General features: G+C 23.7%; 7 protein-coding genes and 1 pseudogene. 3 read left to right on the top strand and 5 right to left on the bottom strand.

Features of this window, described 5'->3' with window-relative positions; translation table 11 throughout:
• The first annotated feature begins 1,327 nt into the window (after positions 1–1,327).
• Together AB4W73_RS02040 and mrcB are read left to right on the top strand one after the other, a co-directional pair.
• Positions 1,328–2,620 carry a serine/threonine transporter gene (locus AB4W73_RS02040; protein ID WP_367680195.1) on the top strand — a complete coding sequence of 431 codons (1,293 nt, stop codon included), beginning with the start codon at positions 1,328–1,330 and terminating at the stop codon, positions 2,618–2,620.
• Positions 2,621–3,087: 467 nt separating this feature from the next.
• Positions 3,088–5,397: pseudogene (gene mrcB / locus AB4W73_RS02035) on the top strand (bifunctional glycosyl transferase/transpeptidase); the annotation flags it as partial.
• 1,740 nt (positions 5,398–7,137) lie between these two features.
• On the opposite strand, the gene prmB reads toward mrcB, so the two are convergent.
• Positions 7,138–8,076, bottom strand: coding sequence for a 50S ribosomal protein L3 N(5)-glutamine methyltransferase (gene prmB, locus AB4W73_RS02030; RefSeq protein WP_367680194.1), 939 nt, complete (start codon positions 8,074–8,076; stop codon positions 7,138–7,140).
• A gap of 1,723 nt (positions 8,077–9,799) precedes the next feature.
• Here prmB and fre point away from each other — a divergent pair.
• Positions 9,800–10,501, top strand: a complete 702-nt coding sequence (fre, locus tag AB4W73_RS02025) for an NAD(P)H-flavin reductase (RefSeq protein WP_367680193.1) — start codon at positions 9,800–9,802, stop codon at positions 10,499–10,501.
• 1,638 nt (positions 10,502–12,139) lie between these two features.
• Here fre and radA read toward each other — a convergent pair.
• The 4 genes from radA to bioA all read right to left on the bottom strand — a co-directional run bounded on the left by radA (position 12,140) and on the right by bioA (position 17,915).
• The gene (gene radA / locus AB4W73_RS02020; RefSeq protein ID WP_367680192.1) at positions 12,140–13,528 is read right to left on the bottom strand and encodes a DNA repair protein RadA; all 1,389 of its coding nucleotides are present in this window, start codon (positions 13,526–13,528) and stop codon (positions 12,140–12,142) included.
• Positions 13,529–14,323: 795 nt separating this feature from the next.
• Positions 14,324–15,280 (bottom strand): thioredoxin-disulfide reductase, encoded by a 957-nt coding sequence (gene trxB / locus AB4W73_RS02015; protein WP_367680191.1) that lies wholly within the window; start codon positions 15,278–15,280, stop codon positions 14,324–14,326.
• Positions 15,281–16,092: 812 nt separating this feature from the next.
• Positions 16,093–16,341, bottom strand: coding sequence for a DNA-binding protein (locus AB4W73_RS02010; protein WP_367680754.1), 249 nt, complete (start codon positions 16,339–16,341; stop codon positions 16,093–16,095).
• A 239-nt stretch (positions 16,342–16,580) separates the two neighbouring features.
• Positions 16,581–17,915: an adenosylmethionine--8-amino-7-oxononanoate transaminase gene (gene bioA / locus AB4W73_RS02005; RefSeq protein ID WP_367680190.1), complete on the bottom strand. Its 1,335-nt coding sequence runs from the start codon at positions 17,913–17,915 to the stop codon at positions 16,581–16,583.
• Between the last annotated feature and the right edge of the window lie 1,881 nt (positions 17,916–19,796).

Raw genomic sequence — 19,796 nt, 5'->3', positions numbered from 1 at the left:
ATAATTATTCTATTATATGTGATATTAATTTATGATTTACTTAAATATAGATATTTACAGTTAAATTGTATACTGAGAGTATTATTAATAGTATTTAGTACATAATTACTTAAATAAATAATAATACTTTTAATTAGAATCATTATTAATACAGATTAATAATCTCTATTTTACTATTAGGTAGATCATTATAAATATCTAATGAAAAATATATTTGATAACATAATATATTACGTTTTCTTAGTTTTAATTAGAGCATTAGAATGATTCTTTGTACTTAATTTATTTTTTGTGTTTTTATATTCTCTAAAAATTATCTGCTACCCAGATTTAACAGAAGATTTTATTATAATAGAAAATTATATTTCTATTTAGATAAAGTTTAATATTTTAAGTATTATACATAATATACATATTTTTTATGGAAATATTAATAAACTATTATTTGGTAATAATAATATAATTAGTTTTATTTTATTATTGAAAATATATTAATTATGATTTCATTATAGATTTATCAATATCCATTATTTAATATCTATAATAAATAGTACTGTATAACTATTAAATAGAACTAATCTACATAATATTCTATTCAAAAAAATTTTTATTACATTAAGGATTATAGGTTGTAATAAAATTTCCTATTACATCTTACTAACGTAAGATAGTTTAACAAATCTTCATGATAGCTTTTAAAACTAATTAAATAATCTATACGAGATAGGTATAGGAATATTATATGTTTTTCTATTTATTTTTTGGATTTAAATCCTATTAAACATAAATAAATTTAAACTAAAGTACTTTGTAGATAGGATATATAGTAAAATTACTATCAATTAATATTATATTATAAATAACTAAGAATAATTTATTTTTATAAAATAATAGAGTCACTAATAGTATTTAGTTTTTAGTATTAATCATTAATAATAATTAAAATAAACTAATATAAAAAGCTATATTTTATATATAAAAATTTTATTTAAAGTATTAAAATATATAATTATATATAAATTTATCTTATTTGTTAGATAATAATTATAGTAGTTATTATCTATAATTATTATCTTTTCGCTAATATATTATTATTAATTAAATATAAAACAAAAAGATAAATTATAATTGAATTATATTCGTCTTTTTTACTATTATGCGAAATTTATATTTAATAATATATCATATAATAATTGAATGAAAAATTCAAAGTAGATTACTTTATATAATTTTTTGTCTAATATAATTAAAAAAATTAGTAACATATTAATAAATATGTAAACGTTAGTTATGAATTCTAACTATAGCGTTTAAATCGGAGATTTCTATGAATTATGTTCAGTCAAGCACTAATATATCTCAAAAAAAAATACTAGCAAGTACATGGCAAAAAAGTGATACTACATGGATGCTAGGCTTATATGGGACCGCTATTGGAGCTGGTGTTCTTTTTTTACCAATTAATGCAGGCATTGGAGGTTTATTACCATTAATAATTATGGCTATTATTGCTTTTCCAATGACTTTTTTTTCTCACCGCGGCTTATGTCGTTTCGTCCTTTCTGGAAAGAATCCAAATAATAATCTTATAGAAGTTGTTGAAGAGCATTTTGGTATTGATATTGGAAAATTGATTACTTTACTTTATTTTTTTGCTATCTATCCAATATTATTAGTTTATGGTGTGGCCATTACTAATACTGTTGATAGTTTTATAGTTAACCAAATACATCTATCATCACCCCCACGAGCTATTTTATCATTTATCCTAATCACGGTCTTGATGATTGTTATTTACTTTGGTAAGAATTTTATGATTAAAGTAATAGGTATATTAGTTTTTCCTTTTATTGTTACACTAATGTTGCTTGCTTTATATCTTATACCTCATTGGTCTGGGGCAATTTTTGAAAATTTATTTATAAAATGTACTAGTATTGAAAAAGGGATATTAATGACGTTATGGCTAGCTATACCAGTAATGGTCTTTGCTTTTAACCACTCTCCTATTATTTCAACTTTTGCTGTAATGAAACGTAAAGAATATGGTAATATTGCTGAAGAAAAATGTTCGCATATTTTATTTTATAGCCATATTTTAATGGTATTAACAGTGATGTTTTTTGTATTTAGTTGTGTATTTAGTCTATCTCCAGCAGATCTAATGCTAGCTAAGACTCAAAACATTTCTATTCTTTCTTATTTAGCTAACTATTTTAATACACCTATCATTGCTTATGTAGCACCAATTATTACCTTTATTGCAATTAGCACTTCTTTTTTTGGTCACTATATGGGTGCTTGTGAAGGTTTTAATCAAATAATTATTAACTTATTACATAAAAAAAATAAAAAAATTAATTATGATAAATTAAATCGTATAACAGCATTTTTTATGTTAATAAGTACTTGGATTGTAGCTATGCTAAATCCTAGTATTTTAAGTATAATTGAAAATTTAGGAGGTCCAATTATTGCTATACTACTATTTTTAATGCCTATGTATGCTATTAATAAAGTACCAGTTATGCATAAGTATCGTGGTGATATTAGTAATATCTTTGTAATTATTATGGGATTAATATCTATTTCAGCAATTCTTTATAATATTTTAAGCTAATTATTTATCAGCTAAATTTCGTATGTTAGCTACTAATTATATTTCTTATTGTTATCAGCATATTAATAACTGTATCTGTTTACTCTTAATTAAATAGTAATTTTTTAAATATACTAATATAACTAAGAAAAAATTTTTTATAAAAAAAATTTATTTTTTATATTTTAGTAAATAGTTTTTTATTTATAAAAGTTTTATCTTAAAGATGCTTATTTTGTAGCTAGTTTAGTTTTATCTACTGTAATATATTAGGTAAGTTATATAATCTTAATTTATTCTGACTAGTAAGTATTATGCTTATTTTATATTAAATAAGGTATAAAAAATTTACTTAGTACTTATAAAACAATATGGGTACCATGCAAACTAAGTAGTTAAACATTATAGTAATGACAAGAAAAAATTTTCTAAAAAAGAATAAAAAGAAGTAAGAATTAATGCAAAGTAAAAAGAAATTATTTCTAGTACAAAAAAAATATTACTGGTTAAAGTTAGTAACTAAATTATTTTTAATCACTATAGTTTTGTTAATAAGTTACGGTATTCATCTTGACAGAGAAATTCGTAAACGTATTGATGGTCCAGTTTGGGATTTACCAGCAGTAGTATATGGGCGCACGATAAACCTTGAGCCTGGTATGGCCTATAGTAAAAAAGAAATAATTAATTTATTAGAAGCAATGCAATATCGTCAAGTTAGTGGTATAGCTCATCCAGGTGAATTTATTGTACAAAGCAGTAGTATTGAGATATTACGCCGTGCATTTAATTTCCCTGATGGAAAAGAAGGGCAGATTCATGCTCTTTTACTATTTAACAATAATCATCTTACACAAATCAAAAACTTAGATAATCAGCGTTACTTTGGTTTTTTTCGGCTAGATCCTAAATTAATTACTATGTTACAATCTCCTAACGGAGAACAACGCTTATTTATCTCACGTTCTGGATTTCCTGAATTATTAATAAATACGTTATTAATAACTGAAGACTATCATTTTTATCAACATGATGGTATTAATTTTTATTCAATTGCTCGTGCAATATTAGCTAATATAACAGCAAGAAAAACTATACAGGGTGGTAGTACTTTAACCCAACAATTAGTTAAAAATATGTTTTTAACTAATGAGCGTTCTTTGTTACGTAAAGTCAATGAAGCTTATATGGCATTATTAGTTGATTATCACTACAGTAAAGATTATATCTTAGAATTATACCTCAATGAAGTATATCTTGGTCAAAATGGTAGTAATCAAATTCATGGTTTTCCACTAGCAAGTTTATATTATTTTGGTTATCCAATAAATGAACTTAGTTTAGATCAACAGGCAATGCTTGTTGGTATGGTAAAAGGTGCTTCTTTATATAACCCATGGCGTAACCCTAAACTAACACTAGAACGGCGTAATTTAGTATTAAAATTACTACAAAATAAAGGAATTATTAATACTGAATTATATAATATACTTAGCATACGACCATTAAGAGTACAACCTAAAGGTGGAGTAATTATTCCACAACCAGCTTTTATACAAATAGTTCGTCATGAATTACAGCAAAAATTAGGCGATAAAGCTAATAATTTATCTGGAATAAAAATTTTTACTACGCTAGATCCTGTTTCACAAAGTGCAGTAGAAAAATCAGTTGAAAATGGTATACCAGCATTAAAGGCAGCATATCATATTAATGATTTAGAAACAGCTATGGTAGTAGTTGATCGTTTAAGTGGCGAAATCCATGCAATAGCAGGTAGTTCTCAGCCACAATTTGCTGGATTTAACCGTGCAATACAAGCACGTCATCCAATTGGCTCATTAGCAAAACCGTCAACCTATTTAACAGCACTAAGTCAACCTAATAAATATCGTTTAAATACTTGGCTAGAAGATCAACCTCTATTACTTAAGCAGCCTAATGGTTCTGTATGGCAACCAAAAAATTACAATCATCAGTTTAGTGGTCGTACAATGCTACTAGATTCATTAGTAAATTCTCTTAATATTCCAACAGTAAATTTAGGATTATCAGTTGGGTTAGATCAAATTAACATAATTTTACAACGCTTAGGAATTTCATATTCAGCTACTAATTCAGTACCTGCTATGTTATTAGGATCGACTAGCCTGACACCACTAGAAGTAGCGCAAGAATATCAAACTATTGCTAGTGGTGGTAATCGTGCATCCTTATCTGCATTACGCGCAGTAATTGCTAAAAATGGAACTGTATTATACCATAGCTTTCCGCAGGCTAAACGTATGGTTGCTGCTCAAGCCGCTTATCTAACCTTATATGGAATGCAACAAGTTGTAATACGTGGTACTTCTAGCGCATTAAAGACAAAATTTTCACATTATAACTTAGCAGCAAAGACTGGGACAACTAATGATCTTCGTGATAGCTGGTTTGCTGGAATAGATGGTAAAGAAGTTGCTATTATTTGGGTTGGTCGTGATAATAATGGTCCTGCACAATTAACTGGAGCTAATGGTGCTTTAACTTTATATCGTCGTTATCTAGAAAATCAAACACCATTGCCTTTAGTATTACAGCCACCAGAAGGAATTGTTAAAATGAATATTGATATTGCCGGTAACTTTATCTGTAATACTTATAATTATTGGCGTACTATTCCTGTTTGGATAGAAGATCCAGCTAGACTTTGTGAAACAACTCAAGTAGCGCCACAGCAACTTACAGAACAATTATTTAAACAATATAAATCTAAAAAAGATAGAATTACTAATTGGATTAAAGATATCTTTAGATAATTATAAGCTATAATTAAAAAGCTAATTATAAATTAATAAAAGTAACATACCAGAAAATATTATGTTAACTGATTTTTATAAAGACTTATAAAAAATTAGTATTAAGAAGATTTATATATATAGAATTTTAGTTTTAATACCTTAATTTTTAAGATCTCTTGTTGCATTAAAAATAGAAAAAACTATGTAATTAAATTTAATAATTTTATTAATTTATTACTAAATATTTTCTAAATCATCGGTTGAATAAATTTCTTAATATATTTAGTATATACTAATATAAGGCTCAATAAGATAAAATTAAAAACTAATTCAATGTGGTAGAAATTACTTTTACTTATGCCTAATTTACTAGTCAACTTAAAATAATTAAAAAAATTAAATTCTTTAACTTAGTAAAAATTTTCCCTATACAAGCAAATATCAATATAAAGTTATACTAAAATTATAAATAGTAAAGAGTATTACTCTATATTAATTTATTTGAGATACGTATTATTCTTAGTATAAATTATAGTAATAGCTAATATTTTTAGTATATAGTAAATATTAAGGTAAAACTTATTACTAATATAGATACTATTAATTATTTTTTATTAATTTAAAGTTATAAGCATATTAATTTAAAGCTATACGTAAATTATTAGTGGGGTAATCAATAACTTCTTACTTGTTACCACTTAAGCATAAATAACTATTAATTTTAGCAGCTCTTAGTGCTATATTTTAACGAGGTACTTTATAATTACTATTTTGCTAGATAATTTTTATTGAGTTAAGATCTAACTCTTACTTAGAAGGTAATTAATTTTTAGTTACTAGTTATGCTATAGATCATTATTGGGTATTAGTTCCTAGTAAATATTATACCTAGATACGTAATATTTATTTTATTATCTTTATAGAAGCACTTAAATTTTTAGTTATAAAATATAACTTTATTAATACTAATACTATCGATATTGTTAGTATTAATACTAACAAACAGTACGAAATTAATTAAACTATTAATTAATCTTTAGTTAATTATTTTAATTTGTAATATTTTAATAAAATAATAGAGTTTTTGTTGTATCTTTGAATGCTATTCTTGTTACTTATAAATTAGTGTATTTTATACAATGTTACTAATAGTAGTTAGTATCTTTTTATTTTTATTCTAATTTAATTAAGGTATGTTTTAAGTTAATTATAACTCACTTAATTAAATTTTTACCTTAAATTATTTAGATCATTTATTTATTTTAGAATTAATTTTTTATTATTTTAAATTTATTAATATTGTTTATTAAGATAAACGAAGAATCTAAAATTTTTGTTATTGCTGCAAAATATGCTATTATTGGTAGTTTGTATAAAGGTCTAATTTCTAGATAAAATATTTATCGTATACTAAAAGTAATCCTATAAGTTTATATTTTAATTTTTTAATTAAATTACTTTGCTTAAAACTATTAATACTATTTAGATAGTATTAATAGTTAAAATTAATTATTTTTATCTTTTTTATCTATGCTTTAATAAGGAATTTTATATAAAAAATTAGTTTAAATCATAAGTAAACGCTATCTAATAATAACTATTATTAATATAATTTATTATAAATACTACTACATACCATGAATTTTACGTAATACACTAGTTAATAATATTTGTATGTTATGTACTTTAGTAATTACTATGTTTCAAGAATTATATTCTAATATTACTTACTATAATTTTTAAAAAAATTTAAAATATTTATAAATCATTACAAGAACTAAAATTAGAATGATATTCTTTTAATTGTTGATTAGTTAACATAAAAACACCATCTCCTCCTCTATTAAATTTTAGCCAATTAAACGGAATATTAGGATAGCGCTCTATAAGTTTTTCCATAGTATTACCTACTTCACAAATTAAGATACCATCATCTTGTAAAAAACTTGGCGCACAGGCTAAAATACGATTTATTAGTTTTAGACCATTATCCCCTGCTACTAATCCTAATTTAGGTTCGTAACTAAATTCAGGTGGCAAATTAGATATATCTTTGATATCTACATATGGGGGGTTAGTTATAATTAAGTCATATTGCATTGGTAATAAATTATTGAATAAATCAGAACAAATTGGCGTTACTCGTTGTTCAACTTCGTGTTGCTGAATATTATATTCAGTTACTGCTAATACTTCTTCTGAGATATCAACAGCATCAATTTCTGCTTGTTCAAAAATATATGCACAAGCAATAGCAATACAACCACTACCAGTACAAATATCTAAAATATATTTAGGAGTACTGACTAAAAAACCATCAAAATGCTTATCAATTAGTTCTCCAATGGGAGATCGAGGTATTAAAACACGCTGATCAACATAATACTCGTGTCTACAGAACCATGCCTTATTAGTAAGGTAAGCCACTGGAATACGTTTTTCAACACGGTATTTTATTCGTTTAACAACAAGCTGGCGTTCATCTAAAATTAAATTAGCATGGCTTAAAACATCTATTGGCATGTCTACTGGTAAATATAAACTAGGAAGAACCAATCTCAATGCTTCGTCCCAAGGATTATTAGTACCATGACCATAATATAGATTAGTAGTATTAAAGCAGCTAACTGCCCAACGTAGCATATCTAAAATAGTATACAATTCATTCGCTATTTTATCGACAGAAATTTTTTTCAATTTTTTAGTTCCATTTAAATAATAGCTACATTAATATACTAATATTATAAGGATTTTTATATAATGATAAATTAATTATTTAATATTTTGCAGAATAATATGTTTGTTTGAATAATTTTCCTATATAAAAACTACTTTTATTTACTATGATATAAAATTTACTTTACTATAACTAGATCTAGCTAATGTTAAGTGCTTATACTATAAGTATAAGTTTACTATAAATAATTATAGTACTGATATAATAAAATTTATAAGTAATACTAAACATTAGTGATATATTTATTTAGTTTTCTTTTCTGTCTTATTTTTAGTTTTCATTATAAGAGTAACATGTAGATGTTAGTGATATTATTTTATTTTTTTATAAAATAATTATATTAAAAATCATAACCACTTAAAGTTATGATAAAATATCAAATTACTTAATATTTAATATAAAATAATTTATTTCTATATAATATTAAAATTATTATCTAATAATATATTACTGACATGTATTAGTAATTAAAAATAAGACCCTTAATATATAATATGCTTTATAAGTTGCTAATAGTAAATATAGTTATTATATACTAAAGAATTAACCTAAATAGTAGTAAGAATTTATGGTAATATAAAATATATAGATACCTATAGTTATTTATAGATAGGAATATAAGTGTAGTTTTTAGACTAATATGTGTTAAAATATTAACGTTAATAATGGTAGTTTTAATATAGTTAGATAGTAATTATTTAAATTTATTAAATTACTTGAATAAAAAGGTAAGAGGTTTAAATATTTTTTATTAATAAATTAATAACTATTTGAAAATAATTGATACTATTAATCATACTTTATGTGCTAATATTTTATTCTATTACTTTAGAACTCTACTAGTTATAAAGTTACTAGTATTATATAATCTGTTCAATTCTATTAAGTTAGTGATATTAAATATGTAGTAAAAAGATATAAGTACTTTATATAAAAATAAATGTATTATTAGTACTTTAAAATAGCTAAGACTATCAAAAAATTTTTATATTTAATTTTAATAATTTACTAAAATTTAAGCAAATATTTAATATGCTACTAAATATATTAAGAAGTAATTTCTTAAAAAAATTTATTAGGAAAATAGTATTAATTTATACTATATTTTAATTATTCACTGCTGATTAAATTATAGTACTACTAGTATAATTAGTGCTAATTATTATCAAAAGTATAAATTCTAAAAAAATATAAGATAAAAAATTTAGGTATTTATTCTTAATAACTATTAATAAAAAAATAAATTAATTATATATTGATTATTTAACCATAGAGATAACTTAAATTATTAATAATGATATAAAAGTTAGTTAATGTTTTCAATAGTAGTTTTCATGGTGCTCTTATTATATGTCTATAGTAATTATAAAAAGTAATATACTAGTTATGGTAATAAAGTAATGTATGTAATTTAAATGATATATTTAGACAGATAATAATCTGTGTATATCTCGTGAATAAGATATTTTAATAAAAATATTTAATTTATTATTTAGATTTTTTTAATATTTAAACTAGAATTAAAAATAGAGACCTATACAACTAATTAATTAAAGATAAAGACCTACTTTAATTAAATACTCTGTTAAAGTAGATTAAAAAATTACGCATACATCGATAAAATTTAGGATAAACTAGCTATATTAGATTTAGCGTCTAAATACTAATATAGAGAAAGAATACATGACAATTTTAAATTGTAAAGTTGCCTCTATAGATAATATTACTGAAACAGTATATCGGGTAAAATTAGTTCCTTATATGCCATTTTCATTTTATGCTGGTCAATATCTAATGGTTATTATAAATAAATATGATAAACGTCCATTTTCAATTGCGTCTATACCCTCCCAGCATAAATATCTTGAACTCCATATTTACGCTTCAGAATTTAATTTATACGCAATAGCTATAATGAATAAAATTCTAAAAAATAAAACACTAAACATTGATATGCCTTATGGTAATGCCTGGTTTCGTAAAAAATGTAAGCGTCCTTTATTATTAATAGCTGGTGGTACAGGTTTTTCATATATTCGTTCTATTTTGCTAGCAGCATTAGATGAACAACCAAATCGTGAAATATCTCTTTATTGGGGGGGGCGTATAGCTAAGGATCTTTATAATTTACATGAACTAAAAATGCTAACAATTAAATATCCACAATTACATATAGTTCCGGTAATTGAGCAATCAAATAAAAGTTGGCAGGGTAGAACTGGTAATGTATTACATGTAGTACTAAAAGATTATTATTCATTAGCAAAACAAGATATTTATATTGCTGGTCGTTTTGAAATGGCTAAAATTGCGCGTGAACGATTTTGTGCAGAACGCGCTGCACAAAAATCCCATATTTATGGTGATGCTTTTACCTTTATTTAACTAAATATACTTTAATTTCTTATTAGTAACTAGTAAACGATAATTTTTTTGTAAATGTTTTATTTATTATATACTAATTTTAACTACTTAACGTAATCTAACATGTAGTTTAATAGCAATAATGTCTAGTAACATAGTTTTATCTAAGAAAAATCTTTTCTATAAAATCACTAAACATTTGACTAATTCTGATATGAATTCTTAAGATGATAAATTAATTAAATCTTTCTTTAACAGTTATAAAAATATTAGCATAAATTATATGGTATAAAATATAATGATTATTATAAAATATAGTAAATTTATAATATAATAATTAAGATTTAAAAAATATTTTTTATATAAGATTAACATAAAAATATATTTTTAGATTAAAATCTTAGAATACTCTTAACGAAGATATTCCTGAAATTAATAAGGAAAATACTAGGTAATAATTATTAAAAATTTACTATTTATAATAATTTGCTATATAATTATTAGTTCCTTCTGCTAGCATTTAACTTTAGGATTAATATTTTAATAATTAACCAATACTATATTTTATTATTTTAATAATTTTTAATTATAAAATTTTTTGCTGATTTATTAATATTACTATTTATTAATATTTAGTTAATATGCACTATCTATTAAAGAAAAAATAAGCTCTAGTCTATATATAAACAACAATACACTTTAGTATAGAAAATAGTAATCTAAAGTAGTAAATTAAATAAATCAAACATCACCTAACATCTAGTAAAATTACTACTAAATAGATACGATAGTATTGTATACTTAGTATAGAGAGTTATTTAGATTTTTTATTAATATAGGATACTTAATATTTAGTAGAAACATTTGAAGTATCTATTATATTTGAAGTATAGTAAATTTTGCTATAAAACTTGTATACTCTATAATTTACGTTTTAGTAATTAGAGTATGTAATAATTTATTAGGTATCCCTAAGAGATATTATTAATTATTGATGCTTTTAATTACAATGTTAAAAGCAATATTTTCTATACCTAAAATAATCTAAAATTTTATACCTAAAATATCCTAAAGTAACGGTTATTATTATGGATAACATGTGCTCTATAAATATTAGAATATTTAAGATATAATATTAAAAACTGAGGTATATTTTAATATTTTTCTGTTTATTTTTCAGATCTAAAAAATTTTATTAAATACAAATTAGATTAAGTTAAAACACTTTATATAAATTAATAATATGATATTATCTTTTTATTTTTCTTATAGTTTTATTTAAATTAGATTATAATAGGATACTATTTTATAGTTTAGAATTAAAATTTAAATGATTAGTAATAAATATTTTTTATTTTTTAATTTATAAACTATATGAGAATCATACATAGTACAGTATATTTATTTAAATTAAATTTATTTAATTATAGAATAAAAATTACGTTAATAGCTAATTTATAAAACTTATAGTTGGAGTTGTTAGAATTATTATTATAATTAATAGTTAAAATTAGTAATATTATTTAAGTAATACGACTATATTTATAAAATATTTTATAAAATTTATAGTATTTTATTATGATAAGGCATATTTTAATAAAAATCTTATACTATATTAGTAATCAAATTAACGTGATATAATAAATAAAAGGCTATTAATTAAAAATTATCTAATATTTCTAATGCTGCTGTCAATTTTTTTACACCAAATATCTGCATTGTGGATAATTTTTTTTTCGGTATATTAGCATAAGGAATAATAGCACGAATAAAGCCATGTTTAGCGGCTTCAGCTATACGTTCTTGTCCATTAGGTACTGGCCTGATTTCTCCAGATAGACCTACTTCACCAAATACGATAATGTTTTTTGGTAAGGGGTGGTTACGAAAACTAGAAACTAAAGCCAATAATAATGCTAAATCAGCACTTGTTTCAGTAACTTTTACTCCACCAACAACATTTATAAAGACATCTTGATTTGACATTTGTAAACTACCATGACGATGTAAAACTGCCAATAATATTACTAGACGGTTTTGCTCGAGCCCCACAGTTACACGGCGTGGATTAGATAGTATCGAATGATCTACTAATGCCTGAATTTCAACTAATAAAGGACGTGTACCTTCCCATATTACCATAACTAAACTACCAGCCATCATATTATCACTATGACTTAGAAAAATTGCAGAAGGGTTATTTACTTCACGCAGTCCTTGTTCTGTCATCATAAATACTCCTAGTTCGTTAACAGCACCAAAACGATTTTTATAGCTGCGTAACGTACGAAAGCGAGAATCGCTCTCACCATCAAGCATTATAGAACAATCAATACAATGTTCTAAAATTTTAGGACCTGCTAGGGCGCCATCCTTTGTTATGTGCCCAATCATAATAATTACTACTCCGTGAGTTTTAGCAAAACGGGTTAAATAAGCAGCACTTTCCCGTACTTGTACTATACTACCTGGTGAAGAATGAATATTAGCAATGTACATTACTTGAATTGAATCTATAACTATTAATTGTGATTGCTCTTGCTTAGTAATCAAACAAATCTGTTCAATACTAGTTTCTGACAACATATATAGATTAACGTTATCTAGATTAATGCGATGAGCGCGCATTGCTATCTGTTGTAATGACTCTTCACCAGTAATATATAGAGTTTTCATTTGGGAAGCGAGTTTACATAATGTCTGTAATAATAAGGTACTTTTACCAGCACCTGGGTTACCACCAATAAGAATAGTACTTCCTGGGACTATACCCCCACCTAGTACTCGATCAAATTCCTTAAATCCGCTAGAAAAACGAGGCAGTTTTTTAATGTTAATTGTTGATAGTTGTTGAACTTTATTAATACTATCATTGCCAGCATAGCCTACAAAATTCTTATTATGTAAAATAGAAGTAGAGGATATTGCTGCTATGTGTACTTCAGTAATATTATTCCAAGTAAGACAAGAGTTACACTGCCCGTGCCAACGTGAATAATGCATACCACATTCATTACAGATAAATGCATATTTAACTACTTTAGCCACTATATTTGCCTCTATTTGATTGATATTAAATAGGTAACAAAAATATCGTATTATTTTTTGTTTGTGTTATTAAACACAAACAGGATTGCTATATTAGCAATTTATAAGTATTTAAATATTAATTATTTTTAACAATACAGCTTAGTTTAATAATTTTGTTACTAATTATTGTAATCAATCACTTTTTACTAAAAAGTACATATATTATTACTTATTACTTATTACTTATTACTTATTACTTATTATTTATTATTTATTACTTATTATTTTTATAATAAAACTATTATATAATAAGTTATTCTTTTATAACTAATATTTTATATTAATATATTATATTTATTTTTTGTAGTAGTACTAATTTTTTGTTATTGGTATAGAATTTTATTATTTATTTTATTAGGTTTATTATTTTATAGATAATTTTATAATAGAAATTATAAAAAATAAATATTAATATAGTTTTAATATTTAATAATAAAGTAATAATAAGACATACATAAATCTTTTACTATTATAAAAATAAATTTATTATACTGATAATGATATTTTAGTTTTTTAATTTTTAGCAACTAAAATAATTAATTAAAAATTTAATAGTAAATTATCTAATTAATTAAATAACAGATAGCTACTAAACAAAAGTATTACTAATAATCCTGTCTAAGTAATTATTAGTAAAGTACATGAATAGAATTAATAATATAAATAAGCGTAACTAAAGATTATATGTACTCTATTTTTAGCTAGTAGAAGATTTTTTTATCGTCTTATTTTATTTATAAATTATTAATTAGTTTATTTATTTAAACTATCTAAATAACGCTCAGCATCTAAAGCTGCCATACAACCACTTGCAGCAGCGGTAATAGCTTGACGATAAATGTGATCCATTACATCGCCAGCAGCAAATATACCAGGAATAGAAGTTTGTGTAATGCCTCCACTAAGACTTGACTGTACTTTAATATAACTATTTTCTAATTGTAACTGATTAGCAAAAATAGTAGTGTTTGGAACATGACCAATAGCAATAAAAATACCAGAAACTACCAGTTTTTTGCCTTGTTCACCCTTAGTACTGCCTAAGCATAGACCTGTTACACCTGTATCATTACCTATTATTTCTTCTAAGATACTATTATCATATAGAATAATCTTACCCTCAATAACTTTTTTCATTAGTCTATTAATTAATATCTTTTCTGCACGAAACGTACTTCTACGATGAATTAAATAAACTTTTGTTGCAATATTTGATAGATATAACGCTTCTTCAATAGCGGTATTTCCCCCTCCTACTACCGCAACATTTTGATTACGATAAAAAAAACCATCACAAGTCGCGCAAACTGATACACCTTTTCCTTTAAAGATTGTTTCTGAAGCTAAACCAAGATAACGTGCGCTAGCTCCTGTAGCAATAATTAATGCGTCACATGTGTATTCTTTGTTACTACTAAATAAATGAAAAGGATGCTCTGTAAGATTTGTATTGATAATATGATCTTGTGAAAATGTAGTACCAAATTTTTCTGCATGTTTAAACATGCGTTCCATTAAAAGAGTACCAGTTAAATTTTTGGTATCTCCTGGCCAGTTTTCTACTTCTGTAGTAGTAGTTAATTGACCGCCTAGTTCTATGCCAGTAATTAATAATGGTTCTAGATTAGCACGTGCTGCATAAATTGCAGCAGTATAACCTGCAGGTCCTGAACCTAAAATAATTAATCGTGAATATATGGATGTATTCATAAATACCTCAGAAAAGTTAATAATTTAAATAATTATATAATCTTATAAATCAATAAATTTCTTCTAAAGACTACATGTATGTTATAAATATATGTTATAAATTATGCATACTTAGTGTTAATAATTCTTATTACATAAGAGCTATCTAGTAGTTTTTGGCTAATTTTAATATTTTATTTTATTTAAAAGAGTTAGATATACTTTTATATAATAAATACTATATTAATAATATTCTATAGATTATATATTACTGTCATATGTACTGTTTAGTAACGAAAAAATACATTTAAATATATAAATAATATATTTTATTTTAAAATAATAAAAACTAAGAAATATTATTACTTAGTAGTGTTTTATTTATAAATTTTATTTATTTATTATGTTAATAAGTGCTAGTTTTAAATAACCTTAATAATAAAATTATTGTAAGTAATACTAATTTAAAATTATTTAAACTAAAATTTATTCAATAATTAGAATTCTTTAAAAAAATAGCAATAATCGTATATTGAACCTTAGAGATAGTTATAAATAGTGCATAGCTTTTATAAGCTAACACTATTAAGAATTAAACGCTATTTAATAAACAAACCTACTAAGACTAGTTAGTATTATAATTCTAATATAATGCTAACTAAAGTAACGATATAACTTTATATTAATTTATTTCTACGACTATAGAATAAAAATAATTAAAATAACGATAAAAGCTAAAATAACTAGAATAGAGACAGGATAAGTAGAAGAACTAGAAGATTTATAAAAAATAGTACAATATAATTAGTTAAAAAGTTCCTTAATAATAAAAATTAATGATACCATAACTCTTGAATTAAATTACGAACACGAACTTTAGATGCAGTCGCAACTTGAGCAATAATACGATTAGCACTTAGTTCTGATACTTTAGTATTCCATTCATCAAATGAATGCTCTGAATAGCTATCGTTAAAAATTTTTTTTATTAATAATTCAGCTGTTGCCATTTCAGTAAAAATTTTAGTATTTACTAAACATTTAGCAATAATTGAAACCTTTTTTACAAATATTTGCTTCATAAAAAATTTTTTCACATTTTATCCTTAAATCTTATCATTCTATTTTATCATAATTAACATATACCTATTAACACATTCTAATTTTTTTAGAACCTATTATAAATCTTTTATGTTTTATACTAATGCTTCATTTTAAAAAAATAAATTTTAAATACTTATTTACTTTATTAAAACTACAATTTTATCTATTTTATTATTTAAATATAACTTAAAAAGATTAAGAATAATTTCTTATGAAATTATTCTATAGGATAAGCAGAATATGTTCTGTCTTGAATAAATTTTAGTATAGCTATTATAGCATCAGTTAGCTGCTGTAGTTGCGTAGGTTGAATAATATATGGAGGCATTAAATAAATTAACTTACCAAAAGGCCGGATCCATACTCCTTGTGCAACAAATTTACGTTGTACCTCTGCAACATTAATCATTTCCTTCATTTCTACTACACCAATAGCACCTAACACCCGAACATCTGCTACTATTTGCTGTTCCTTTAATGGTGATAATGCTTGCCATAAATGAGTTTCTATGTTTTGAACCTGTTGTTGCCAATGGTTCTGTGTTAATAAATCTAAGTTAGCATTTGCTACTGCACAAGCTACCGGATTAGCCATAAAAGTAGGGCCATGCATAAAACAACTAGCTTCACCCAAGCTAATAGTTTCAGCAATCTGGCGAGTAGTTAAAGTAGCAGCAAGAGTCATATAACCTCCAGTTAACGCTTTACCTAAGCAAAGAATATCTGGTTCAATAGCAGCATGTTCACAGGCAAATAGTTTACCACTACGTCCAAAACCAGTAGCAATTTCATCAGCAATTAATATAATTTGGTATTGATTACAAAGTTTTCTTACTCTTTTTAAATAATCTGGGTGATAGAAACGCATACCGCCAGCACCTTGTACAATAGGTTCAATAATAACTGCTGCAATTTCATTAGAGTAACATGTAATTATAGTTGTAAAATCACTAATATCTTGCTCATCCCAATTCTCTTGTGCATTACCTTCTTTAAAGCGAGATAGTGTTGGCGCTGTAGCAAATAAATTTTCTTTTAGATAGCCTGGATAAAGATGATGCATAGAATTTTGCGGATCACATACTGACATGGCAGCAAAAGTATCTCCATGATAGCTATGACGTAACGCCAATATATATTGGCGTTTCTCTCCTTTAGCTTGCCAATATTGTAATGCCATTTTTAATGCAACTTCTACCGCAACTGATCCTGAATCTGCTAAAAAAACAGTTTGTAACGATTTAGCAGTAATATTTATTAACTTACGACATAGTGTAATTGCTGGCAGATGGGTAATGCCACCAAACATGACATGGGACATTTTTTTTAACTGTTTGCACATGGCATCATTCAGTATTGGATGATTATAACCATGAATGGCAGCCCACCATGAAGACATACCATCAATTAAATACTGATCATTATCTAAATATAATTTAACACCATTAGCAGCAATAACTGCATAACACGGAAGCGGATTGCTCATTGAAGTATAAGGGTGCCAGATATGACGCCGATCAAATACATAATCTTCAGGTTTAATAACATTCATATGTGAATAATAATATATAATTAGTTAATAGTATATTACCTGTACTTAAACTAATAAAAATATTACTTTGGAGACTCCCTAATAGAAAGCTATAAATAATGAATAATCTAATAAGCTAAAGTATTTTTTACTTAATTCCTACTAAAATTATATTTATTGCTTAGAATATCTGTAGTTAATATTTTACTTTATAATAATATTAGCGAGTATTTTGCTATTAGTAAAACATGACTATCCTGAAGATTGTAAATATTGCTTAAAATCATATATTATAAACTAAAAATAAAAATAAATTATTAATACAAGTTAAATAACACTAATAGTAATACGTACCACTAAAGTTATGAGTATTACTTATTTTATAGAAATTTTTTGAGAAAAACTTATAAAGTGCTGTGATATACTTACAATAAATGATCTAAAAAGTAAAAAATTAGGAATGAAAACTATATAATACTAGGTAAATTAAATATTAATTAAGCTAAATATTTAGCTAATATTTATCTAGATCATTAAGATTACAATCTATATATTTCGCTTAAATTTTTTATAATAATATCATTATTATTTATGATTATCAATAATATTAGTATGACTATACTAAGAATGCAAGACTAGTATTAAATTTTATTATAATAACATTATCATCTTAGATAAAAAGTAGACTAACGTATTAGCTTACTAGAATAATTTATTATTCTAGCTACCATATAAATAACATACTTATTAATATACTTGTTAAAATAACAATAATAATAGTAGAAAGTAATTCAAATACATTTATTTTGTTTGTATCCATGTTATTTTAGTAGTAGATATAATAGAGACTATATATTTTATAATGGGAATTAATCCTATTTTTATAGCTAATATTTTTATAATAGCAAGTTTTATTAAAATAGTATCGGTAGTTATTTAGTAAATTAGATTGATATTTACATAAAAAATAAGATATCTACTAGAATAGTAATGTAAAAATTAAATAAAACTACAGTAATTGTATATTGTAACTATTTATTATACTAATTAGTTAAATTAAAAATTTACATTAAAAAATAATTATAATAAAGAGAAAAATTATAACATATAATTTAATAGTTATGACTGTGACAATATTATTAATTATATATAAACTTATACTAAAATTTAATAACATTAACTAACTAACTAACTAACTAACTAACTAACTACTAACTAACTAACTAATTAGTTAGTTAAAGTGCTTACTATTTATTTTTAGCTATACGACTGATTATATTATTAGCTCTTCTTATTATTATTGAATATAATATATTAAACAATTAATTAAGTTATACTCTATTGTTAGAAATAGAGGTTAGTTTATTTAGGTAATTACAACACTTCTATTATAGGTAACTATATGTTTTATGAAAACTTTAGTTATATTTTATAATAGTTATATCTTAGTAATTTTAGAAAGAATTTTTAGTACAAGATAATCATAATGTATAACTGAGTGGTTATAAGTATAAATAGTCTTAGCGTAAGTTAATTATTAATAGGCATGGATAATACCTTATAAATATACATAAGAAATAAAGAAATAGTAGCTAAAGGAAGTATAGTTATGAATAATAAAATAAAACCTAACTACTAGTAATAATTTTAGTAAAGTTTTTAATTTAAAAATATTATTATTTTATAATAATATGATAATATTAAATATTTATTTAAATTTGCATATTATCTAATTTATAGTATAGCTATCTATCTATTAAGATTTATTAATTTATAATTAATTTTAATAATATACATTAAAATAATCTACATGGTTAGAGAATAGTAAATTAAGTAACTCTGCTATAATATAATAAATTTATTTTTAAGACCGCGTTACTCTTATAGTTAAATAAGCTACCA

The organism is Candidatus Fukatsuia anoeciicola, from assembly GCF_964059965.1.
GTDB lineage: Bacteria > Pseudomonadota > Gammaproteobacteria > Enterobacterales > Enterobacteriaceae > Fukatsuia > Fukatsuia anoeciicola.
Note: the sequence above shows the minus strand (reverse complement) of the source record. Positions and strands in the feature narration are given on the sequence as shown.